General features: G+C 57.3%; 21 protein-coding genes and 5 tRNA genes. 19 read left to right on the top strand and 7 right to left on the bottom strand.

Annotated features, from left to right (window positions below):
- Positions 1 to 101 precede the first annotated feature (101 nt).
- The gene (gene norR / locus ACHH0Z_RS09280; protein ID WP_045408584.1) at positions 102 to 1,613 is read left to right on the top strand and encodes a nitric oxide reductase transcriptional regulator NorR; all 1,512 of its coding nucleotides are present in this window, start codon (positions 102 to 104) and stop codon (positions 1,611 to 1,613) included.
- Here the strand turns inward: norR and gutQ are convergent.
- The 7 genes from gutQ to srlA form a co-directional block, all read right to left on the bottom strand.
- Positions 1,610 to 2,575, bottom strand: a complete 966-nt coding sequence (gene gutQ, locus ACHH0Z_RS09275; protein WP_021241948.1) for an arabinose-5-phosphate isomerase GutQ — start codon at positions 2,573 to 2,575, stop codon at positions 1,610 to 1,612. The genes norR and gutQ overlap by 4 nt on opposite strands.
- A complete protein-coding gene (locus ACHH0Z_RS09270) occupies positions 2,568 to 3,341 on the bottom strand; it encodes a DNA-binding transcriptional repressor (RefSeq protein WP_008499558.1) in 774 nt (257 codons plus the stop codon). The genes gutQ and ACHH0Z_RS09270 overlap by 8 nt, the downstream gene beginning before the upstream one ends.
- Before the next feature lie 63 nt (positions 3,342 to 3,404).
- Complete coding sequence (gene gutM / locus ACHH0Z_RS09265; protein WP_008499556.1) at positions 3,405 to 3,764, bottom strand: transcriptional regulator GutM; 360 nt, start codon at positions 3,762 to 3,764, stop codon at positions 3,405 to 3,407.
- 92 nt (positions 3,765 to 3,856) lie between these two features.
- Positions 3,857 to 4,636, bottom strand: a complete 780-nt coding sequence (srlD, locus tag ACHH0Z_RS09260) for a sorbitol-6-phosphate dehydrogenase (RefSeq protein WP_008499555.1) — start codon at positions 4,634 to 4,636, stop codon at positions 3,857 to 3,859.
- Between the two features lie 14 nt (positions 4,637 to 4,650).
- Positions 4,651 to 5,013 carry a PTS glucitol/sorbitol transporter subunit IIA gene (gene srlB, locus ACHH0Z_RS09255; RefSeq protein WP_008499554.1) on the bottom strand — a complete coding sequence of 121 codons (363 nt, stop codon included), beginning with the start codon at positions 5,011 to 5,013 and terminating at the stop codon, positions 4,651 to 4,653.
- A gap of 12 nt (positions 5,014 to 5,025) precedes the next feature.
- Positions 5,026 to 5,985, bottom strand: coding sequence for a PTS glucitol/sorbitol transporter subunit IIB (locus ACHH0Z_RS09250; protein ID WP_395149527.1), 960 nt, complete (start codon positions 5,983 to 5,985; stop codon positions 5,026 to 5,028).
- On the bottom strand, positions 5,982 to 6,545 hold the full coding sequence (gene srlA / locus ACHH0Z_RS09245) for a PTS glucitol/sorbitol transporter subunit IIC (protein WP_003862164.1): 564 nt from the start codon (positions 6,543 to 6,545) through the stop codon (positions 5,982 to 5,984). The genes ACHH0Z_RS09250 and srlA overlap by 4 nt, the downstream gene beginning before the upstream one ends.
- A 251-nt stretch (positions 6,546 to 6,796) precedes the next feature.
- Here srlA and mltB point away from each other — a divergent pair, with 251 nt between their 5' ends.
- The 18 genes from mltB to luxS all read left to right on the top strand — a co-directional run bounded on the left by mltB (position 6,797) and on the right by luxS (position 20,411).
- Positions 6,797 to 7,897 carry a lytic murein transglycosylase B gene (gene mltB, locus ACHH0Z_RS09240; RefSeq protein WP_032635345.1) on the top strand — a complete coding sequence of 367 codons (1,101 nt, stop codon included), beginning with the start codon at positions 6,797 to 6,799 and terminating at the stop codon, positions 7,895 to 7,897.
- A 300-nt stretch (positions 7,898 to 8,197) separates the two neighbouring features.
- Positions 8,198 to 8,851, top strand: coding sequence for a metal ABC transporter ATP-binding protein (locus ACHH0Z_RS09235; protein ID WP_023294409.1), 654 nt, complete (start codon positions 8,198 to 8,200; stop codon positions 8,849 to 8,851).
- Positions 8,848 to 9,708 (top strand): metal ABC transporter permease, encoded by an 861-nt coding sequence (locus ACHH0Z_RS09230; RefSeq protein ID WP_021241951.1) that lies wholly within the window; start codon positions 8,848 to 8,850, stop codon positions 9,706 to 9,708. Before ACHH0Z_RS09235 ends, ACHH0Z_RS09230 begins: the two co-directional genes overlap by 4 nt.
- A gap of 14 nt (positions 9,709 to 9,722) precedes the next feature.
- Positions 9,723 to 10,607, top strand: a complete 885-nt coding sequence (locus ACHH0Z_RS09225; protein ID WP_021241952.1) for a metal ABC transporter substrate-binding protein — start codon at positions 9,723 to 9,725, stop codon at positions 10,605 to 10,607.
- A 130-nt stretch (positions 10,608 to 10,737) separates the two neighbouring features.
- A complete protein-coding gene (gene pncC / locus ACHH0Z_RS09220) occupies positions 10,738 to 11,235 on the top strand; it encodes a nicotinamide-nucleotide amidase (RefSeq protein WP_008499547.1) in 498 nt (165 codons plus the stop codon).
- 89 nt (positions 11,236 to 11,324) lie between these two features.
- Positions 11,325 to 12,383 carry a recombinase RecA gene (gene recA / locus ACHH0Z_RS09215; protein WP_008499546.1) on the top strand — a complete coding sequence of 353 codons (1,059 nt, stop codon included), beginning with the start codon at positions 11,325 to 11,327 and terminating at the stop codon, positions 12,381 to 12,383.
- 68 nt (positions 12,384 to 12,451) lie between these two features.
- Positions 12,452 to 12,952, top strand: a complete 501-nt coding sequence (gene recX, locus ACHH0Z_RS09210; protein ID WP_023325951.1) for a recombination regulator RecX — start codon at positions 12,452 to 12,454, stop codon at positions 12,950 to 12,952.
- 131 nt (positions 12,953 to 13,083) lie between these two features.
- Entirely contained in the window at positions 13,084 to 15,711 is a 2,628-nt protein-coding gene (alaS, locus tag ACHH0Z_RS09205; protein ID WP_023325950.1) for an alanine--tRNA ligase, read from the top strand.
- Between the two features lie 241 nt (positions 15,712 to 15,952).
- On the top strand, positions 15,953 to 16,138 hold the full coding sequence (gene csrA, locus ACHH0Z_RS09200) for a carbon storage regulator CsrA (RefSeq protein ID WP_000906486.1): 186 nt from the start codon (positions 15,953 to 15,955) through the stop codon (positions 16,136 to 16,138).
- A 342-nt stretch (positions 16,139 to 16,480) separates the two neighbouring features.
- Positions 16,481 to 16,573 (top strand) — tRNA-Ser (locus ACHH0Z_RS09195).
- Between the two features lie 4 nt (positions 16,574 to 16,577).
- A tRNA-Arg gene (locus tag ACHH0Z_RS09190) sits at positions 16,578 to 16,654 on the top strand.
- 64 nt (positions 16,655 to 16,718) lie between these two features.
- A tRNA-Arg gene (locus ACHH0Z_RS09185) sits at positions 16,719 to 16,795 on the top strand.
- A gap of 29 nt (positions 16,796 to 16,824) precedes the next feature.
- Positions 16,825 to 16,901: transfer RNA gene (locus ACHH0Z_RS09180), tRNA-Arg, on the top strand.
- A 27-nt stretch (positions 16,902 to 16,928) separates the two neighbouring features.
- Positions 16,929 to 17,005, top strand: a tRNA-Arg gene (locus ACHH0Z_RS09175).
- A gap of 117 nt (positions 17,006 to 17,122) precedes the next feature.
- Positions 17,123 to 17,689 (top strand): fructose-1-phosphate/6-phosphogluconate phosphatase, encoded by a 567-nt coding sequence (yqaB, locus tag ACHH0Z_RS09170; protein ID WP_008499542.1) that lies wholly within the window; start codon positions 17,123 to 17,125, stop codon positions 17,687 to 17,689.
- A complete protein-coding gene (locus tag ACHH0Z_RS09165; RefSeq protein WP_021241956.1) occupies positions 17,686 to 18,114 on the top strand; it encodes a YqaA family protein in 429 nt (142 codons plus the stop codon). Before yqaB ends, ACHH0Z_RS09165 begins: the two co-directional genes overlap by 4 nt.
- 83 nt (positions 18,115 to 18,197) lie before the next feature.
- Positions 18,198 to 19,742 carry a glutamate--cysteine ligase gene (gene gshA, locus ACHH0Z_RS09160; protein ID WP_045408739.1) on the top strand — a complete coding sequence of 515 codons (1,545 nt, stop codon included), beginning with the start codon at positions 18,198 to 18,200 and terminating at the stop codon, positions 19,740 to 19,742.
- 153 nt (positions 19,743 to 19,895) lie between these two features.
- A complete protein-coding gene (gene luxS / locus ACHH0Z_RS09155; protein ID WP_008499539.1) occupies positions 19,896 to 20,411 on the top strand; it encodes an S-ribosylhomocysteine lyase in 516 nt (171 codons plus the stop codon).
- Positions 20,412 to 20,458 lie beyond the last annotated feature (47 nt).

Below are 20,458 nucleotides of genomic sequence, written 5' to 3'. Positions count from 1 at the left end.
ATAGGTTAATGCTTTGACGATCCGAAATGGGTAGTCATTATGACTATTAAAAACAGTGTCACTATGACAACATGCATTGTCAAAATGACAGCGAGGCAGAGATGAGCTTTTCCGTAGACGTGCTGGCGAAAATCGCCATTGAACTGCAAACCGATATTGGTCATCAGGACCGCTTCCAGCGGCTGATCTCCACGCTGCGCCACGTGCTGGCGTGCGACGCCTCGGCGCTGCTGCGCTACGAGGGGCGGCAGTTTATTCCCCTGGCCATCGACGGCCTGGCGAAGGACGTGCTCGGGCGGCGCTTTACCCTTGAAGGCCATCCGCGTCTGGAGACCATTGCCCGCGCGGGTGACGTGGTGCGCTTCCCGGCGGACAGCGATCTGCCCGACCCATATGACGGGCTGATTCCAGGACAGGAGAGCCTGAAGGTGCACGCCTGTATTGGCCTGCCGCTGTTTGCCGGGCAGAATCTGATTGGGGCGCTGACCCTCGACGGCCTTTCGCCGGACCAGTTCGATACCTTCAGCGATGAGGAGCTTCGCCTGATTGCCGCCCTGGCCGCCGGGGCGCTGAACAATGCGCTGCTGATTGAACAGCTGGAGAGTCAGAATATTTCTCCCGGCAGCCCGGCGGCGTTTGAGCAGGTGACGCACACGGAGATGATTGGCCTCTCGCCGGGCATGGCGCAGCTCAAAAAAGAGATTGAGATTGTTGCCGCGTCCGATTTGAACGTGCTGATCTTCGGGGAGACCGGCACCGGCAAGGAGCTGGTGGCGAAGTCGATTCACGAAGCGTCGCCGCGCGCGGTCAGTCCGCTGGTGTACCTCAACTGCGCCGCGCTACCGGAAAGCGTGGCGGAAAGCGAATTGTTTGGCCACGTCAAAGGGGCGTTTACCGGCGCCATCAGCAACCGCAGCGGCAAGTTCGAAATGGCCGATAACGGCACGCTGTTTCTGGATGAAATTGGCGAGCTTTCCCTGTCGCTCCAGGCCAAACTCCTGCGCGTATTGCAGTACGGCGATATCCAGCGCGTGGGGGACGACCGCAGTCACAGAGTGGACGTTCGCGTGCTGGCGGCAACCAACCGCGACCTGCGTGAGGCGGTGCTGGCCGGACAGTTCCGCGCCGACCTGTTCCACCGCCTGAGCGTGTTTCCGCTTACCGTGCCGCCGCTGCGCGAGCGCGGGGACGACGTGGTGCTGCTGGCGGGCTATTTCTGCGAACAGTGCCGTCTCAGGATGGGGCTTTCCCGCGTGGTGTTAAGCCCGGGGGCGAGGGCGCATCTGCTGAGCTACGGCTGGCCGGGCAACGTGCGCGAGCTGGAGCACGCGATTCACCGCGCGGTGGTGCTGGCGCGAGCGACGCGTTCGGGTGATGAAGTGGTTATACATGCCCGGCATTTTGCGCAGCATGATGAAATTGCGTCTATTGCGCAGGCTGTACCAGAGAGAGCGAATGAAAATCTGCGTGACGCGACAGAGGCGTTTCAGCGTCAGATGATTACCCGCGCGCTGGATCAGAACAACCGCAACTGGGCGGCGTGCGCCCGGGCGCTGGAGATGGACGTCGCCAACCTGCACCGGCTGGCGAAGCGTCTCGGGCTGAAGGGTTAGATAATCCCGGCCTGATAGAAATCCTGCAGGTTGATGGCACCGCACAGCCTGCCGGTGTCATCCACCACCGGTGCGGCGGTGATTTTGCGCTTCATCAGCACCTCTTTGGCTTCAATGGCGCGGCTCTCGGCGTTCAGCGTCAGCCCGCCCTGGGTCATGGCGTCCGACACGTCTGTTTCCAGCTTACCGCCGCCCACCAGCCAGCGGCGCAGGTCGCCGTCGGTGAACACGCCTTTGACGTATCCGTCGTCATCGCACACCGCCACCAGCCCCAGACCGGTACGGCTCAGCTCCAGCATCGCGTCCATGACGCTGGTATTGAGCTTGACCTGCGGAATCGCATCTTCTGTGCGCATCAGGTGGTGGACCTTGTTGAGCAGGCGTGCCCCGAGCGCCCCCGCCGGATGCGAGCGGGCGAAATCTTCTTCGTTAAAGCCGCGCGCCTGCATCACCGCCATCGCCAGCGCGTCGCCCATCATCAGGGTATTCACGGTGCTGGAGGTGGGGGCGAGGTGCATCGGACAGGCTTCACGCTCAACGGAAATATCCAGCGTCGCTTTGGCGGCCAGCGCCAGGGGCGAGCGGGATTTCCCGGTCATCGCCAGCAGGGCGACCGATTTTTCCTGCAGGCGTGGAATAATCAGGTCCAGCTCTTTCGCCGAACCGGAGTAGGAGATAAACAGCATCACATCGCGGCTCTCAATCATTCCCAGATCGCCGTGCAGCGCTTCGGCAGGGTGCACGAAGAAGGCCGGGGTGCCGGTGCTGGCCAGCGTCGCGGCAATCTTTTTGCCGATATGGCCGGATTTACCGATGCCCGCCACGATCACTTTGCCTTCGCAGTGGATAATGGTGTTGGCCGCGCGGACAAAATCCTCGCCCAGACGTTCCGGCAGGCGGCTGGCTTCCTGCAGCTCCAGCATCAGCGTCTGGCGGCCCGTTTCTAACAGAAAATCACTCATCTCTCTCTCCGGTTACGATCACGTCGATGCCTTTCTCTTCCAGCGCTTTTTTGAACGCCGGATCGATACCCGCGTCGGTAATCAGCTTATCAACGCTTTCAAGGCTACAGACAATGTTGGGGCTTTTGCGGCCAAACTTCGACGAGTCTGCCATCAAAATCACTTCCCGCGCGGCGTTGCACATGGCTTTACTGACGCTGAACACCTCGTTAAACGTCGTGACGCCCGCGTTCAGGTCGATGCCGTCGGTACCCATAAACAGTTTATCGAAGCTGAAGTGGTCGAAGGCGTTCTCCGCCAGCTGCCCGTGGAACGACGCGGATTTTTTACGGAAGGTGCCGCCGGGCATCAGGATGGTCTGCTCGCAGTCGTTCTCCGACAGGGCGTTGACGATGTGCAGGCTGTTGGTCATCACCGTGATGTTGTTAAAGCGGCTGAGCAGGGGGATCATCTGCAGGACGGTACTGCCGGCATCCAGAATGATCGAGTCGCCATCGTGGATAAATTTAACGGCGGCTTCGGCAATCAGCGCTTTCTGGTGGGTATTGATCAGCGTTTTGTGGTCGATAGGCGGGTCCGCTTCGTCTTTATTGAGCACCACGCCGCCGTAGGTTCGAATGACGGCGCCAGAGTTTTCGAGCAATACGAGGTCCTTGCGTATCGTCGTGCCGGTGGTGTCAAAGTAGTGGGCCAGATCCTCTACCGAGCATTTTCCCTGCTTTTGCAGATGCTCAAGAATGGCCGCCTGCCGCTGACGAGGTTTCATAGGCGCTTCGTTCCTTAGGTTGCGAAATGATAATTTCGCAAGTCTATATCTTTCACAACGAAATTATCCATGTTTCAGATTAAGCGCTAATGATAGTGCATTCTGACAAAGTGGATCATGGGGAAAGATCACATCGGGCTGCAATTCCTGCAGCGAAATGCCGTTGATTGCCTGGATTTTCACCGGACGGGCAAAGACGGTCATGCCGCGCATGATGAGGGAATCGCAGACCTTGTTGTTTTCATCCAGCGCAACAGCCACGACGACCCGCGGCTTGAAACGTCCACCGGAACGCCCGACGCCCACGCGGCCTTTCTGGCACAGGGCGTCAAACGCGCGGTTAAACCGATGGATTTGCCAGCCGCCAAACGCCATCTGGCAGAGCCAGGCGAGGGCGGCGACGGTGATGAGTGCGGTGACCATATCGGCTCCTTTAATTGCCGGGTGGCGGCTGCGCCTTACCCGGCCTACGGGGATTATAGCCCCGGTAAGCGCAGCGCCACCGGGGAATGAACTCAGAACATCACCTGCCCACCGGTGACGTTAATCGACTGTCCGGTGCAGTACGAGGCTTTCGGGCTGGCGTAAAACAGCAGCATGTTCAGCACGTCCTGATAGTCGCACCCGCGCTTGAGCGGCACTTTATCGATGTAGTACTGCTCCACTTCTTCCGCTTTAATACCGAGCTTTGTGGCGTACTGCGGCAGCAGGGACTGGAACATCGGCGATTTCAGCAGATTGCCCAGCATCAGCGAGTGGACGGTAATGCCGTATTCGGCCAGATCCAGCGCCAGAGACTGCGTCAGCCCCACGCCGCCAAACTTCGCCGCGCTGTAGCCGGAGTTGTGCTTGCTGCCCACTTTCCCCGATTTTGAGTTGATCTGAATGATGCGCCCCTGAATGCCGTCGCGGATCATCAGACGGGAAAACTCGCGGGCGCAGAGGAAATAGCCCACCAGATTGACCTGCAGCGAGCGGTCAAAATCCCCCAGCTCGAAGTCGCTGATAAAGGCCGCTTTCGCAATGCCGGCGCTGTAAACCAGCAGGTCGGTACGCCCAAAAATGTCGTCCACGCCGCGGGCGAGCGCCATCACGCTCTGCTCGCTGGTGGCGTCGGCGCCAAACCCGTACGCCATTCCTTCACCAAACTCGGTGTTGATGGTGTCCGCCACGCGGGCGGCCTTTTCACTCTGAATATCCACTACCGCCACGCGGTAACCCTCAGCGGCAAGCCCACGGCAGAGGAACTCGCCTAAGGTTTGTCCCCCACCAATGACAACGGCAACCTGACTCATGTCTATCTCCTTAATTACGCAACAAATTTTAACGTGCAGCCTGGGGTGACAGCCTGCGGAACCGGGCCCGCTACGTGAACCGTGCCGGGATATTCCGCCTGCGGCTGGCCGTCGAAACGCAGGGTGATGTGGCCCAGCTCGCGCAGGTTTTGTTCAGCGACGTCGCCGACGGCGGTCACGGCATAGCGCGCCTCGCCCAGCTCCAGCTGGCTCCCGGCCTTCAGCTCACCGTTCAACTCGCCGTGGCAGTGGATAAAGCAAAACTCTTCGATATCCGCAGGCGCCCCTTCGCGAAAGGTGATCAGCATCTGGTCGCTCAGCGCATCCGCCGCGCTCTGGCCGATGCGGGTAATGGTGGTCTGGTAAATCACGGTCATGGCAGGAACCTCTTATTGATAAATAAAGCCGGAGACAAACCAGGCAATCAGCACCGTCGGCGCACCCGTCAGGAAGAGGCTGACCAGCACGGACGGCACGCCCACGCGCACGGTGTCCTGGCGTGCTTCCGCCAGCGACAGCCCCACGGGGATGAAGTCGCACGCTGCCTGGGCGTTAATGGCAAACAGGGCGGGCAGGGCGAGGTGCGGAGGAATATTCCCCAGACCAATCTGTACGCCAATCAGCACGCCGATAACCTGAGCAATCACCGCGCCCGGGCCGAGGAACGGCGACAGCAGCGGGAAGGAGCAGATCAGCGCCAGCGTCACCAGCCCAAGCGGGTGGCTGGCGAGCGGGGCGAGGCCGTGGGCAATCCAGTCGCCCAGGCCTGAGGCCATGATGATGCCGATCAGCGCCGAGACGAACGCCATAAACGGCAGAATGGTCTTCAGCACCGTGTCGATGGTGTCGCGCCCGGACTGGAACAGCACCGCCACGGCGGACCCCATCCCCATCCCGACCTTCGCCAGCAGGCCGTCGCTCTGCTCGGTAATTTTCTTGCTGGTGTCGTACTCGCGCGGGGCCGATTTTTGCGGTGCAGACGTCCCCTTCACCAGGGTGATGTTGTCTTCCTTCACGCCTGACACATAAATATCTTCAACGATGTACTGCGCCAGCGGGCCGGATTTCCCGGTGGAGTGAATATTTACCGTCGGAATGCGGCGCTTCGGATAGATGCCGCAGCGCAGCGTGCCGCCGCAGTCGATCACCGCCACGCCAATTTCCGCTTCCGGCGGTTCGCCTTCCTTGAATCCGTCGACCGCTTCCCAGCCGGTCAGATCGCGCAACGTGTCGACGATCGCCGGGCGCGTGCCCGCGGTGATGTACACAATCTTTTTGCCTTCGGTGGCGTCGAACTCCAGCGGGCCGCCCCAGCCGCCTGTGCCTTTCTCAATGCGGATCCGGTTCATGCTGTTGCTCCTGAAAGATGGACTTTCTGTTCAAGCTGGATGCCCATTTTTTTCTCGAAAATAGCGGTGGTGAGGTCGGTCACCCAGCCGCGGAAGAAGTTGGTCACCAGACCGACCAGCAGGTAGCTCACCGCCAGCGGGCCGAGCGGCAGGCCAAGCGTGGTAAGGCCGCTGGCGATCCCGAGATAGACAAACAGTTCGCCGGGGTTGATGTGCGGGAACAGGCCGTTCATCGAATGGCAGCTGTAGGAGGCGGCGGCGTAATAGCTCGGCTTGTACTTCTCTGGCATAAAGCGGCCGAGGCTTAAGGTCATCGGGTTGCAGAACACGAAGGTGCCGATAAAGGGCAGTATAAGGTAGCGGGACAGCGGGTTTCCGGCGCAGCGCTGGGCGAAGCGCTCAATGCGCTGCTGGCCGATAAAGTTAATCAGCGCGTTCATGATCACCAGCAGGCTGATCAGCAGGGGCAGGATCCCGGTCACCATGCCGGTGAACACTTCTCCGCCTTTCTGAAACAGCCCGATGAACCACTCGGCGCCGTGGGTGATGGTTTCTATCATTCTTCTCTCCTGTAGGGCGTTTGTTTTTGTCTATCTGTGGATAATAATAATCACTTTGAAAGGTTTTAAAGTGTTAGTTAGGTCTCACAATGAAAGAAAAATGGATTATTTTGAAAGATAATTGACGTGGTGAATGATTTTCGGGGGAAAAAAGCATGGATTTGCGTTGGGGAGGTGCGTACCGCTTCCTTGAGGTGTTGCGGATGCTTTACCATACTGGGTTCTTATCGAACCCGTTAAATGGATGTCTCATGTTCAAGCGTCGTTATGCAGCGCTGTTGCCTGCGCTTATTCTGCTGTCTGCCTGTAGTAGCAAACCTAAGACCGAAGCCGTTCAGCAAACGGCGGGCGCGCCTTCCGGAGGATTCCTGCTGGAGCCGCAGCACAATATGATGCAGATGGGCGGCGACTTCGCGAATAACCCGGCGGCCGAGCAGTTCATCGATAAAATGGTGACTAAGCACGGCTTTGACAGACAGCAGCTGCACGAAATTTTGTCTCAGGCCAAGCGTCTGGACTACGTGCTGCGCCTGATGGACAGACAGGCGCCGACGGCCCAGGTGCCGAGCGGGCCAAACGGGGCGTGGCTGCGCTATCGCAAACAGTTCATTACCCCGGACAACGTGCAAAACGGCGTGGCGTTCTGGAATCAGTATGAAGATGCGCTTAACCGCGCGTGGCAGGTGTACGGCGTGCCGCCTGAAATTATCGTCGGGATTATCGGCGTGGAAACCCGCTGGGGCCGCGTGATGGGCAAAACCCGCATTCTGGATGCGCTGGCGACGCTCTCCTTTAACTACCCGCGCCGCGCGGAGTATTTCTCTTCCGAGCTGGAAACCTTCCTGCTGATGGCGCGCAACGAGCAGGACGATCCGCTCGATCTGAAAGGGTCGTTTGCCGGCGCGATGGGCTACGGCCAGTTTATGCCGTCCTCCTATAAGCAGTATGCCGTCGACTTTAACGGCGATGGCCATATCAACCTGTGGGATCCGGTGGATGCCATCGGCAGCGTGGCGAACTACTTCAAAGCGCACGGCTGGGTGCCGGGTGGCCAGGTGGCGGTGCAGGCGAACGGTCAGGCGCCGGGGCTGGAAAACGGCTTCAAAACCAACTACAGCATTTCGCAGCTGTCCGCGGCAGGCCTAACGCCAACGCAGCCGCTGGGCAATGCACAGCAGGCGAGTCTGCTGCGTCTCGATGTCGGAACGGGCTATCAGTACTGGTACGGGCTGCCGAACTTCTACACCATCACCCGCTATAACCACAGCACCCACTATGCGATGGCCGTGTGGCAGCTGGGGCTGGCGGTATCGCAGGCCCGCGTGCCGGCGGCGTCACCGTTTAGTCAGTAAGTTACCCCGACGGGTAGGCCGGGTAAGGCAACGCCGCCACCCGGCATGGCTGCGCACACGGTGCGGCCTGATGCCCTCTTCCACGGGAGAGGGCGTTTTGCAGAAACATTTCGCCACACTCCCTTTTCAACCCTGCCATTTACATCCTAACCACCTTTCATTATTGTTATGTTATAACATTTAAATTGGTGCCGAGATGTCAACGTCCCTTTTCTCTCTTTCTGCGCCGGTTCGGCTTTTGCTGGCGCTGGTGCTTATCGTCTTTCTCGGCCTGGCCGTGCGCTGGGCGGTGGCATTGCCATGATCGTGATGAATGAACTGGTTGCGGGTTACGACCACCAGCCCGTCACGCGTGCGCTTTCGGGCGTCATTGAACGCGGCAGCATGACCGCCATTGTTGGGGCCAACGGCTGCGGCAAATCCACGCTGCTGAAAACGCTCGCCGGTTTTATCCCACCCGTAAGCGGCGGTTTTCGCTGGCAGGGGAAGCGCCCGGTGATTGGCTGGCTAGCACAGCGTCACGCGCTGGAGGCGCAGTTTCCGCTGACCGTGCGCGATGTCGTCAGCATGGGCTGCTGGCCGGGCATTTCGCTGCTTTCCGGGTTTCGTCGCGAAACGCGGTTGCGTATTGCCAGCGCGCTTGAGCGGGTCGGGCTGGAATCCATGGCATCATCCACCATTGATGAGCTCTCCGGCGGCCAGTTCCAGCGCATGCTGTTTGCCCGCGTCCTGGTACAGCAGGCGCCGCTGGTGATGCTGGACGAGCCCTTTACCGGCATCGATGAAGCCACCTGTAACGTGCTGATGGATGTGATGCTGGAGATGTATATGCAGGGGCAAACGCTGCTCGCGGTACTGCACGACAGCGAGCGCGTGTCGCGCCACTTCCCGCAGACGTTGCGGCTGGATGCTGACGTGCCTCAGTGGAAAACCGAGCGGGTGAGGGTGGCATGATCTGGCACACATTCTTCCAGCCGTTCATCGAGTACGGCTTTATGCGCCGCGCGCTGGTGGTTTGCCTGGCGCTTTCTATCAGCACCACCGCGCTCGGCGTATTCCTCCAGCTGCGCCGGATGAGCCTGATGGGCGATGCCCTTTCTCACGCTATTTTGCCGGGCGTCGCCGTGGGATACCTGCTCAGCGGCCTGTCGCTGCTGGCAATGAGTATCGGCGGTTTTGTCGCGGGCATTACCGTGGCGCTGCTGGCCGGTCTGGTCAGCCGACGCACGCCGCTTAAGGAAGATGCCAGCTTTGCCGGATTTTATCTTGGCTCACTGGCGCTGGGGGTCACGCTGGTATCGCTTCGTGGGTCGAATGTCGATCTGCTGCATCTGCTGTTTGGCTCCATCCTCGCCGTGGACAACGACGCCGCGCTGTTTGTCACAGGCGTGTGCATGTTCACTCTCATCGTGCTGGCGATGTTTTATCGCGGCCTGGTTACCGAAGCGTTTGACACCGCCTGGCTACAGGTGAACGCCCGCTGGCTGCCCGGCCTGCTGCACGGACTGTTTCTGGCGCTGCTGGTTCTTAATCTGGTGGCCGGTTTTCAGGTGCTCGGCACGCTGATGGCCGTCGGTCTGATGATGCTGCCGGCCGTGGCGGCACGCTGCTGGGTACGCACGCTACCGGCGTTACTCCTGATGGCGGGCATCAGCGGTATTGTCTGCGCGTGGCTGGGGTTGAGCCTCTCCTGGGCGATGAGTCTCCCGGCCGGGCCATCCATTGTGCTCACCGCCAGCGCGCTGTTCTTTATTTCCATTTTATTGGGTACGCGAAGCAGGCTCGCTGGCAGTCTGCGGGCGTATTTTTAACGCAAGGGGAAACGATGAAACGTACAGGACTAGTAGTGGCAGTGGCGCTCGCGCTGGGGATGATGTCGCAGGGCGTGATGGCGAAAACGCTGAATGTGGTCACCAGCTTCTCGATACTGGGGGACATCACCCAGGAGGTGGGCGGCGATCATGTGAAGGTGACGACGCTGGTGGGGCCGGACGGCGATCCGCATACCTTCGAACCGTCGCCGAAGGACAGCGCGGCGCTGAGCAAGGCCGATGTGGTGGTGGTGAACGGTCTGGGGCTGGAGGGCTGGCTTGACCGCCTGGTGAAAGCCTCCGGGTTCAAAGGGCAACTGGTCGTCGCTTCAACAGGCGTGAAAACGCACACGCTTGAGGAAGATGGAAAGACCGTGACCGATCCGCACGCGTGGAACAGCGCGGCGAACGGGGCGTTATATGCACAAAATATTCTGAACGGGCTGGTGAAAGCCGATCCGCAGGACAAAGCCGCGCTGGAAGCCTCCGGTAAACCCTATATCACGCAGCTCAACCAGCTGGATAGCTGGGCCAAAACGCGGTTTAGCCAGATCCCGCAGGCGAAGCGCAAGGTGCTGACCAGCCATGACGCCTTCGGCTATTTCAGCCGCGCTTATGGCGTAACCTTCATGGCACCTCAAGGACTCTCTTCAGAGAGCGAGGCCAGCGCGGCGCAGGTTGCTGAGATCATCAATCAGATCAAAGCCGACGGCGTAAAAACCTGGTTTATGGAAAACCAGCTCGATCCGCGTCTGGTGAAGCAGATTGCCTCAGCGACGGGCGCGCAGCCAGGGGGAGAACTTTATCCGGAGGCCTTGTCGGCAAAAGGCGGCGTGGCAGACACCTACGTCAAGGCGTTCCGCCACAATGTGAATACCCTCGCCGACAGCATGAAATAACCTCTTCCACGGCCGGTGCGTTTGCACCGGCTTTTTTCTGAAGCCCCCTCGTAAAACCTGAAGCGCATCCCCACATCTGACGAGAAAGTGCTATCTTGTGCAGCACGTTTTTCTGATGCCTGGAGCGAGAATGACTGACCATGAATTGATGCAGCTTAGCGAGATCGTTGGCCTGGCGCTTAAGCAGCGTGGGGCGACAATGACCACCGCGGAATCCTGCACCGGCGGCTGGGTGGCGAAAGTGATTACCGATATTGCCGGCAGTTCCGCCTGGTTTGAACGCGGTTTTGTGACCTACAGTAACGAAGCTAAGGCACAAATGATTGGCGTGCGTGAAGCCACGCTGGAACAGCATGGCGCGGTCAGTGAACCGGTGGTCATTGAAATGGCCATTGGCGCGCTCAAGGCGGCGCGGGCAGATTACGCGATTTCCATTAGCGGCATCGCGGGGCCGGACGGCGGCAGCGACGTGAAGCCTGTTGGCACCGTCTGGTTTGGGTTTGCCACGTCTAAAGGGGAAGGGATCACCCGCCGGGAGTGCTTCAGCGGCGATCGCGAAAGCGTGCGCCGTCAGGCAACGGAATATGCGTTAAAAACGCTCTGGCAACAATTTCTACAAAACACTTGATACTGTATGACCATACAGTATAATTGCACCAACAGAACAGAAATCCACGGTGAAGCACAGTCGCTTCTCCCGGCATGACAGGAGTAATAATGGCTATCGACGAAAACAAACAGAAAGCGTTGGCGGCAGCACTGGGCCAGATCGAAAAGCAATTCGGTAAAGGCTCCATCATGCGCCTGGGTGAAGACCGTACCATGGATGTGGAAACGATCTCCACCGGTTCGCTTTCTCTGGATATCGCGCTGGGCGCGGGCGGCCTGCCAATGGGCCGTATCGTAGAGATCTACGGGCCAGAATCCTCCGGTAAAACTACCCTGACGCTGCAGGTGATTGCTGCGGCACAGCGCGAAGGTAAAACCTGTGCGTTCATCGATGCCGAGCACGCGCTGGATCCTGTTTATGCGCGTAAGCTGGGCGTGGACATCGACAACCTGCTGTGTTCTCAGCCGGACACCGGTGAGCAGGCCCTGGAAATTTGTGACGCGCTGGCGCGCTCCGGTGCGGTTGACGTTATCGTTGTTGACTCCGTTGCCGCACTGACGCCAAAAGCGGAAATCGAAGGTGAAATCGGCGACTCTCACATGGGCCTCGCGGCACGTATGATGAGCCAGGCGATGCGTAAGCTGGCCGGTAACCTGAAGCAGTCCAACACGCTGCTGATCTTCATCAACCAGATCCGTATGAAAATTGGTGTGATGTTCGGTAACCCGGAAACCACAACCGGTGGTAACGCCCTGAAATTCTACGCGTCTGTCCGTCTGGATATCCGCCGTATCGGTGCGGTGAAAGAGGGTGAAAACGTCGTCGGTAGCGAAACCCGCGTGAAGGTGGTGAAGAACAAAATCGCTGCACCGTTCAAACAGGCTGAGTTCCAGATCCTCTACGGTGAAGGGATCAACTTCTACGGTGAACTGGTTGACCTGGGCGTGAAAGAGAAGCTGATTGAAAAAGCGGGCGCCTGGTACAGCTACAACGGTGACAAGATTGGTCAGGGTAAAGCGAATGCTATCTCCTGGCTGAAAGAGAACCCGGCTGCGGCGAAAGAGATTGAGAAGAAGGTGCGCGAGCTTCTGCTGAACAACCAGGACTCCAAACCTGATTTCGTAGTCGATGCTGCGGATGCTGAAGAAACCAACGAAGACTTTTAAGTCTCTCGTGTAAAGATGAAGGGCTGCTGATGCGGCCCTTTTTGCATTTCTGATTCTACAGGTTTTTTATGAGTGAACCGACATCACGCCGACCCGCCTACGCGCGCTTGCTGGATCGTGCGGTGCGCATCCTGGCCGTGCGTGACCACAGTGAGCAGGAGCTGCGGCGGAAGCTGTCGGCTCCGGTGATGAGTAAAAACGGGCCGGAAGAGATTGATGCCGCGGCGGAAGACTACGACCGCGTGGTGGCCTGGTGCTATGAGCATCATTACCTGGACGACGATCGCTTTGCTTCCCGCTTTCTCGCCAGCCGCGGCCGCAAGGGGTACGGCCCTGCGCGCATCCGGCAGGAGCTGAACCAGAAAGGGGTGGCCCGGGAGTCCATCGAAAAAGCGATGCGCGAGTGCGAGATTGACTGGTGCGAGCTGGCAAAAGAGCAGGCGATTCGTAAGTACGGCGAACCGCTGCCGCGTGAATTTTCAGAAAAAGTCAAAATCCAGCGCTTTTTGCTCTACCGCGGCTTCCTGATGGAAGATATTCAGGATATCTGGCGTAATTTTGCCGATTGAACGCATGCGGGATTTTACTTCCCACTAAAGAAAACTTATCTTATTCCCACTTTTTCCAGTAGCTGGTCTGTCCAACGGTTTACCGATACAGGCTGGCTACGACATTTCGTTAGCTTGATTTCAGGATAATTATGAGCAAGAGCACCGCTGAGATCCGTCAGGCGTTTCTCGATTTTTTCCATAGTAAGGGACACCAGGTTGTTGCCAGCAGCTCCCTGGTACCGAACAACGATCCGACTCTGCTGTTTACCAACGCCGGGATGAACCAGTTCAAGGATGTGTTCCTTGGTCTCGACAAGCGTAATTATTCCCGCGCCACAACCTCACAGCGTTGCGTGCGTGCGGGCGGTAAACACAACGACCTGGAAAACGTCGGTTACACCGCGCGTCACCACACCTTCTTCGAAATGCTGGGTAACTTCAGCTTCGGCGACTACTTCAAACACGATGCCATCCAGTATGCGTGGGAACTGCTGACCGGTGAAAACTGGTTCAACCTGCCGAAAGAGCGTCTGTGGGTTACCGTCTATGAAACCGATGACGAAGCCTACGAAATCTGGGAAAAAGAGGTCGGTATCCCGCGCGAGCGTATCATTCGCATCGGTGATAACAAAGGCGCGCCATACGCGTCTGACAACTTCTGGCAGATGGGTGACACCGGTCCTTGCGGTCCGTGCACCGAGATCTTCTACGATCACGGCGACCACATCTGGGGTGGCCCTCCAGGCAGCCCGGAAGAAGACGGCGATCGCTACATTGAGATCTGGAATATCGTCTTCATGCAGTTCAACCGTCAGGCCGACGGTACCATGGAGCCGCTGCCGAAGCCGTCCGTTGATACCGGTATGGGTCTGGAGCGTATTGCCGCGGTATTGCAGCACGTTAACTCCAACTATGAGATTGACCTGTTCAGCACTCTGATCAAAGCCGTTGCGGAAGTCACCGGCGCGACCGACCTGAACAACAAATCGCTGCGCGTTATCGCAGACCACATTCGTTCCTGCGCGTTCCTGATTGCCGACGGCGTTATCCCATCGAATGAAAACCGTGGCTACGTGCTGCGTCGTATCATTCGTCGTGCTATCCGTCACGGCAACATGCTGGGCGCGAAGGACACCTTCTTCTATAAACTCGTTGGGCCACTGATTGGCGTGATGGGGTCAGCGGGTGACGAGCTGAAACGCCAGCAGGCGCAGGTTGAGCAGGTTCTGAAAACCGAAGAAGAGCAGTTTGCCCGTACGCTGGAGCGCGGTCTGGCGCTGCTGGACGAAGAGCTGGCGAAGCTTAAGGGCGACACCCTGGACGGCGAAACCGCTTTCCGCCTGTACGACACCTACGGCTTCCCGGTTGACCTGACGGCGGACGTTTGCCGCGAGCGTAACATTAAAGTTGACGAAGCGGGCTTCGAAGCCGCGATGGAAGAGCAGCGCCGTCGTGCGCGCGAGTCCAGCGGTTTCGGTGCAGACTACAACGCGATGATTCGCGTTGATAGCGCGTCTGAATTCAAAGGCTATGAGGCGCTGGAACTGACTGGCAAAGTGACCGCCCTGTTTGTTGACGGCAAAGCCGTGGACAGCATCAGCGCAGGTCAGGAAGCCGTAGTCATTCTGGACAAAACGCCGTTCTACGCCGAATCCGGCGGCCAGGTTGGCGATAAAGGCGAACTGAAGGGCAATGGTTTCAGCTTCAGCGTCAGCGACACCCAGAAATACGGTCAGGCGATTGGCCACCAGGGCAAACTGGTTTCCGGTTCTCTGAAAGTGGGCGAGGGCGTCCAGGCTAACGTTGATGAAGCTCGCCGCGCGCGCATTCGTCTGAACCACTCTGCAACCCACCTGATGCACGCTGCCCTGCGCGACGTACTCGGTACCCACGTTGCACAGAAAGGTTCTCTGGTTAACGACAAAGTGCTGCGCTTCGACTTCTCGCATTTTGAAGCGATGAAGCCGTCTGAAATCCGCGCGGTGGAAGATCTGGTGAACGCGCAGATCCGTCGTAACCTGCCAATCGAGACCCACATCATGGATCTCGAAGACGCGAAGAAAAAAGGTGCGATGGCGCTGTTTGGCGAGAAATACGACGAACGTGTTCGCGTGCTGAGCATGGGCGACTTCTCTACCGAACTGTGCGGCGGTACACACGCCTCGCGCACCGGTGACATCGGCCTGTTCCGCATCGTTTCCGAGTCGGGAACGGCGGCAGGCGTGCGTCGTATTGAAGCGGTGACCGGTGAAGGCGCGATTGCCAGCCTGCATGCGCAGAGCGATCAGCTGCACGACATCGCGCAGCTGCTGAAAGGCGATAGCCAGAACCTGGGCGAGAAAGTGCGCGTTGCGCTGGAACGCACGCGTCAGCTGGAAAAAGAGCTGCAGCAGCTGAAAGAGCAGGCTGCGGCGCAGGAGAGTGCAAACCTCTCCAGCAAGGCTGTAGACATTAAGGGCGTCAAACTGCTGGTCAGCGATCTGGCGGGCGTTGAGCCTAAGATGCTGCGTACTATGGTCGACGATCTCAAGAACCAGCTTGGTTCTACCGTTATCGTGCTGGCGACAGTGGCAGAAGGTAAGGTTTCTCTGATTGCGGGCGTCTCTAAGGATGTGACTGACCGCGTAAAAGCAGGGGAACTGATTGGTATGGTCGCTCAGCAGGTGGGCGGCAAGGGTGGCGGTCGTCCGGACATGGCGCAAGCCGGTGGTACGGATGCGGCGGCACTTCCTGCGGCATTAGCCAGCGTTGAAAGCTGGGTAAGCGCGAAACTGTAATAACTACAAAGCACAAGCAGACGCCATAGCGGTAACGTTATGGCGTCTTGTTCACTGTGCTATCGATAACGATAAAGTCAGGTTGAGTTTGTGTATATCGGCTAAACTTACGTTTAACAGAATGTGATGCCGTGACTGCTTACACTTTACGTGTTTGTCATCGCTTACTTTTTGGCGTTATATGATGGATAATGCCGGGATACAAGAGACCCGACTCTTTTAATCTTTCAAGGAGCAAAGAATGCTGATTCTGACTCGTCGAGTTGGTGAGACCCTCATGATTGGGGATGAGGTCACCGTGACAGTTTTAGGGGTAAAGGGTAACCAGGTACGTATTGGTGTTAACGCTCCTAAAGAAGTATCTGTCCACCGTGAAGAGATCTACCAGCGTATCCAGGCTGAAAAATCCCAGCAGTCCAGTTACTGATATTGTCGCGTCTCGCTGTCGGGCGAGACGCAACCCTCCCGCTATTTTTCCTGCTCAAAGTTACCGTTTAATTTCAATCGCTCTCTTTTTGACCACTCCGCTACCCTTATCTCGTCCCAACACTGTTCTTTCCGCATCAGTTTTCTGCGAAGATGCCTGCAAAATCCGCTTATAAAACACCCTCTTTGCGGATTTTACATGCGAATTGCGTGTGATTTGTGCAAACGATAAAAGCTTTTGGAAAATTGTTTGACTTATAAGTCCCAGAAAGTAATATATGCGCCACGCAGCGACGAGAAGCTCTTGACGAGTTGCTCGAAGCACTCGAAAGAGGCGTTGTGTGGTGAGGTGGCCGAGAGGCTGAAGGCGCTCCCCTGCTAAGGGAGTATGCGGTCAAAAGCTGCATCCGGGGTTCGAATCCCCGCCTCACCGCCATTTTGCATCCGTAGCTCAGCTGGATAGAGTACTCGGCTACGAACCGAGCGGTCGGAGGTTCGAATCCTCCCGGATGCACCATCTATTACTTCATATTGCTTTAGAAGTGATATGAACATCGAGCAGTACAGTAGTAAATCCCGATGCATCCGTAGCTCAGCTGGATAGAGTACTCGGCTACGAACCGAGCGGTCGGAGGTTCGAATCCTCCCGGATGCACCATTTACTATTTCTGAAAGCAGTACCCTGATGCATCCGTAGCTCAGCTGGATAGAGTACTCGGCTACGAACCGAGCGGTCGGAGGTTCGAATCCTCCCGGATGCACCATTACTGTTTCTAAAAGCATTTCCCGATGCATCCGTAGCTCAGCTGGATAGAGTACTCGGCTACGAACCGAGCGGTCGGAGGTTCGAATCCTCCCGGATGCACCATCTTCTCCTTCTTTGTTTATTCCTTCGACGTTCCGTCAGCAATCACTCTCTCTGTCAGCGACAAAAACCACCATTTACGATAAAGTAATGCTTTGTTAATCGGTTAGCGAGAGCACGATGTACGCACAGTATGACGGTTTGATCTTCGATATGGATGGTACCCTCCTGGACACCGAACCCACGCATCGTCAAGCCTGGACCGACGTCCTGGGCCGCTACGGCATGCGTTTCGACCTTCAGGCGATGATCGCCCTCAACGGCTCCCCCACCTGGCGTATTGCGCAGGCCGTGATTGAACTGAATCAGGCCGATCTCGACCCGCACCTGCTCGCGCGCGAAAAAACCGATGCGGTAAAAGCCATGCTTTTAGATACCGTACGTCCGTTACCACTGATTGATGTGGTAAAAGAGTGGCACGGGCGTCGCCCGATGTCGGTGGGGACGGGCAGCGAAAGCGCGATTGCAGAAGCCTTGCTCAATCATCTTGGCCTGCGCCACTATTTTTCTGCCGTGGTCGCCGCCGATCATGTTAAACGTCACAAGCCCGCACCGGACACCTTCCTGCTTTGCGCAGAATTAATGGGCGTCCCGGCGGCAAAGTGCGTCGTGTTTGAAGATGCCGATTTCGGGATCCAGGCCGCGCGTGATGCCGGAATGGATGCGGTGGATGTACGCTTACTGTGAGTGACGCGCTGTCACTTGCCTCATTATTCGCCAGCAGTTTTCTCAGCGCCACGCTGTTACCGGGCAATTCGGAAGTGGTGCTGGTGGCGATGCTGTTGTCCGGCGTGAGTCAGCCCTGGCTGCTTGTAGTAATAGCAACAATGGGTAATAGCCTTGGAGGGCTGACTAACGTTATTCTTGGGCGTTTCTTTCCGCTGCGTGAAAAATCGCGCTGGCAGGAAAAGGCAGTCGGCTGGCTAAAACGCTATGGCGCTGCCACGCTGTTATTAAGCTGGATGCCTGTAATAGGCGATTTACTGTGTCTGCTGGCGGGATGGATGCGCATCTCCTGGGGACCGGTGCTCTTTTTTTTGTGCCTTGGCAAGGCGTTGCGCTATGTTCTCGTGGCGTGGGCAACACTACAGGGTATGACGTGGTGGCACTAATTGGTGGAATGAATACGCGACCTTCAATCGTCAACCATTACAATTATGCTGAGTAACATTACTTTGACAGGCGGGAGGTCAATTTGATCCCGGACGTATCTCAGGCGCTGGCCTGGCTGGAAAACCACCCTCAGGCATTGAAGGGTATTCAGCGTGGTCTTGAGCGTGAAACGCTGCGCGTTAACGCGGACGGCAGTTTAGCGACGACGGGTCACCCGAAGGCGTTAGGCTCGGCGCTGACACATAAATGGATCACAACCGATTTCGCTGAAGCGCTGCTGGAGTTCATCACCCCAGTAGAGGGTGATATTGATCATATGCTGACGATTATGCGCGATATCCATCGCTACACTGCGCGCAATCTCGGCGATGAGCGTATGTGGCCCCTCAGCATGCCGTGCTATATCGAGCAGGGGCAGGAGATTGAGCTGGCACAGTACGGCACGTCAAATATCGGCAGGCTGAAAACGCTCTACCGTGAGGGGCTGAAGAACCGCTACGGCGCGTTGATGCAGACCATCTCTGGCGTGCACTACAACTTCTCGCTGCCAATGGCGTTCTGGCAGGCGAAATGCGGTGAAACGGATAAAGACGCCATCTCAGCAGGCTACTTCCGCCTGATCCGAAACTATTACCGTTTCGGCTGGGTGATCCCGTATCTGTTTGGTGCCTCCCCGGCGATCTGTTCTTCGTTCCTGCAGGGGAAACCGACCACGCTGCCGTTCGAGAAGACCGACTGCGGAATGTACTATCTCCCGTACGCCACCTCTCTGCGTCTGAGCGATCTCGGCTATACCAATAAATCGCAAAGCAATCTCGGTATTACGTTTAACGAATTGCACGAATATGTGGCAGGATTGAAGCGGGCGATCAAAACCCCGTCGGAAGAGTACGAAAAAATCGGCCTCGAAAAAGACGGTAAGCGTCTGCAGATCAACAGCAATGTCCTGCAGATTGAAAACGAGCTGTATGCGCCAATTCGTCCTAAGCGCGTAACCCGCAGCGGCGAAACCCCGTCGGATGCGCTGCAGCGCGGCGGGATCGAATACATTGAAGTGCGCTCGCTGGATATCAACCCGTTCTCACCGATTGGCGTTGATGAACAGCAGATTCGCTTCCTGGATCTGTTTATGGTCTGGTGCGTGCTGGCGGATGCGCCGGAAATGAGTTCAGACGAACTGCTCTGCACCCGTACAAACTGGAACCGCGTGATTCTGGAAGGGCGTAAACCGGGCCTGACGCTGGGTATCGGCTGCGAAACGGCACAGTTCCCGCTGACGAAAGTCGGCAAAGATCTGTTCCGTGACCTGAAGCGTGTTGCCCGGACGATGGACACCATCGACGGCGGCGACGCGTATCAACAGATTTGCGACCAGCTGGTGGCGTGCTTTGATAACCCGGAACTGACGTTCTCAGCGCGCATTCTGCGTTCTATGATTGATCAGGGCATTGGTGGTACGGGGCGCTCACTCTCGGCGGAGTACCGTGAAATGCTGATCCAGGAGCCGTTAGAAATCCTGAGCGAATCAGATTTTGTCGCGGAACGCGAAGCGTCCGTTGTGCGTCAGAAAGAGGTTGAAGCGGCGGATACCGAGTCGTTTGAGGCGTTTCTGGCGAAGCAGGCTTAAGCAGAAAAGAAAAAGGCCACATCGCTGTGGCCAAAATATACATCTCTGAATTCAGGGATGATGATAACAAATGCGCGTCTTTCATATACTCAGACGCGCATTCTGTAGAAGAGTTCAGTTTATTTTAAAAAAAATCACTATCGGAGGTGACGTATGCCGTTATTAGATAGCTTTACTGTCGACCATACCCGTATGGAAGCACCTGCAGTCCGCGTGGCGAAGACCATGCACACCCCGCACGGCGACACGATCACCGTCTTCGATCTGCGTTTCTGCGTGCCAAACAAAGAAGTGATGCCGGAGAAAGGCATTCATACGCTGGAGCACCTGTTCGCTGGCTTCATGCGTGACCACCTGAACGGCAACGGCGTTGAGATCATCGATATCTCTCCGATGGGCTGCCGTACCGGTTTCTACATGAGCCTGATTGGTCAGCCTGAAGAGAAACGTGTTGCAGATGCCTGGAAAGCGGCCATGGAAGACGTGCTGAAGGTGAAAGAGCAGAACCAGATCCCTGAGCTGAACGTTTACCAGTGCGGCACCTACCAGATGCACTCTCTGGAAGAAGCGCAGGAGATCGCGCGCCACATCATCGAACGCGACGTTCGCGTGAACAGCAACGAAGAGCTGGCCCTGCCGAAAGAAAAACTGCAGGAACTGCACATCTAGTATTGTGCCTGTGGATGCCCGGTGGCGCTTCGCTTACCGGGCCTACA

Source organism: Enterobacter cloacae complex sp. 2024EL-00227, from assembly GCF_043945315.1.
In the GTDB taxonomy this organism is placed as follows: domain Bacteria; phylum Pseudomonadota; class Gammaproteobacteria; order Enterobacterales; family Enterobacteriaceae; genus Enterobacter; species Enterobacter roggenkampii.
The sequence above is the reverse complement of the archived record's forward strand: the minus strand, read 5'-3'. Positions and strand labels throughout refer to the sequence as shown.

What these genes read in the sequence shown, in the direction of transcription:
- alaS (WP_023325950.1), top strand. Translation starts at nt 13,084, where the DNA reads ATGAGCAAGAGCACCGCTGAGATCCGTCAGGCGTTTCTCGATTTTTTC.
- srlB (WP_008499554.1), bottom strand. Translation starts at nt 5,013, where the DNA reads ATGACCGTGATTTACCAGACCACCATTACCCGCATCGGCCAGAGCGCG.
- yqaB (WP_008499542.1), top strand. Translation starts at nt 17,123, where the DNA reads ATGTACGCACAGTATGACGGTTTGATCTTCGATATGGATGGTACCCTC.
- pncC (WP_008499547.1), top strand. Translation starts at nt 10,738, where the DNA reads ATGACTGACCATGAATTGATGCAGCTTAGCGAGATCGTTGGCCTGGCG.
- ACHH0Z_RS09230 (WP_021241951.1), top strand. Translation starts at nt 8,848, where the DNA reads ATGATCTGGCACACATTCTTCCAGCCGTTCATCGAGTACGGCTTTATG.
- srlA (WP_003862164.1), bottom strand. Translation starts at nt 6,545, where the DNA reads ATGATAGAAACCATCACCCACGGCGCCGAGTGGTTCATCGGGCTGTTT.
- csrA (WP_000906486.1), top strand. Translation starts at nt 15,953, where the DNA reads ATGCTGATTCTGACTCGTCGAGTTGGTGAGACCCTCATGATTGGGGAT.
- luxS (WP_008499539.1), top strand. Translation starts at nt 19,896, where the DNA reads ATGCCGTTATTAGATAGCTTTACTGTCGACCATACCCGTATGGAAGCA.
- gutQ (WP_021241948.1), bottom strand. Translation starts at nt 2,575, where the DNA reads ATGAGTGATTTTCTGTTAGAAACGGGCCGCCAGACGCTGATGCTGGAG.
- recA (WP_008499546.1), top strand. Translation starts at nt 11,325, where the DNA reads ATGGCTATCGACGAAAACAAACAGAAAGCGTTGGCGGCAGCACTGGGC.
- ACHH0Z_RS09270 (WP_008499558.1), bottom strand. Translation starts at nt 3,341, where the DNA reads ATGAAACCTCGTCAGCGGCAGGCGGCCATTCTTGAGCATCTGCAAAAG.
- mltB (WP_032635345.1), top strand. Translation starts at nt 6,797, where the DNA reads ATGTTCAAGCGTCGTTATGCAGCGCTGTTGCCTGCGCTTATTCTGCTG.
- gutM (WP_008499556.1), bottom strand. Translation starts at nt 3,764, where the DNA reads ATGGTCACCGCACTCATCACCGTCGCCGCCCTCGCCTGGCTCTGCCAG.
- ACHH0Z_RS09225 (WP_021241952.1), top strand. Translation starts at nt 9,723, where the DNA reads ATGAAACGTACAGGACTAGTAGTGGCAGTGGCGCTCGCGCTGGGGATG.
- srlD (WP_008499555.1), bottom strand. Translation starts at nt 4,636, where the DNA reads ATGAGTCAGGTTGCCGTTGTCATTGGTGGGGGACAAACCTTAGGCGAG.
- norR (WP_045408584.1), top strand. Translation starts at nt 102, where the DNA reads ATGAGCTTTTCCGTAGACGTGCTGGCGAAAATCGCCATTGAACTGCAA.
- recX (WP_023325951.1), top strand. Translation starts at nt 12,452, where the DNA reads ATGAGTGAACCGACATCACGCCGACCCGCCTACGCGCGCTTGCTGGAT.
- ACHH0Z_RS09235 (WP_023294409.1), top strand. Translation starts at nt 8,198, where the DNA reads ATGATCGTGATGAATGAACTGGTTGCGGGTTACGACCACCAGCCCGTC.
- ACHH0Z_RS09250 (WP_395149527.1), bottom strand. Translation starts at nt 5,985, where the DNA reads ATGAACCGGATCCGCATTGAGAAAGGCACAGGCGGCTGGGGCGGCCCG.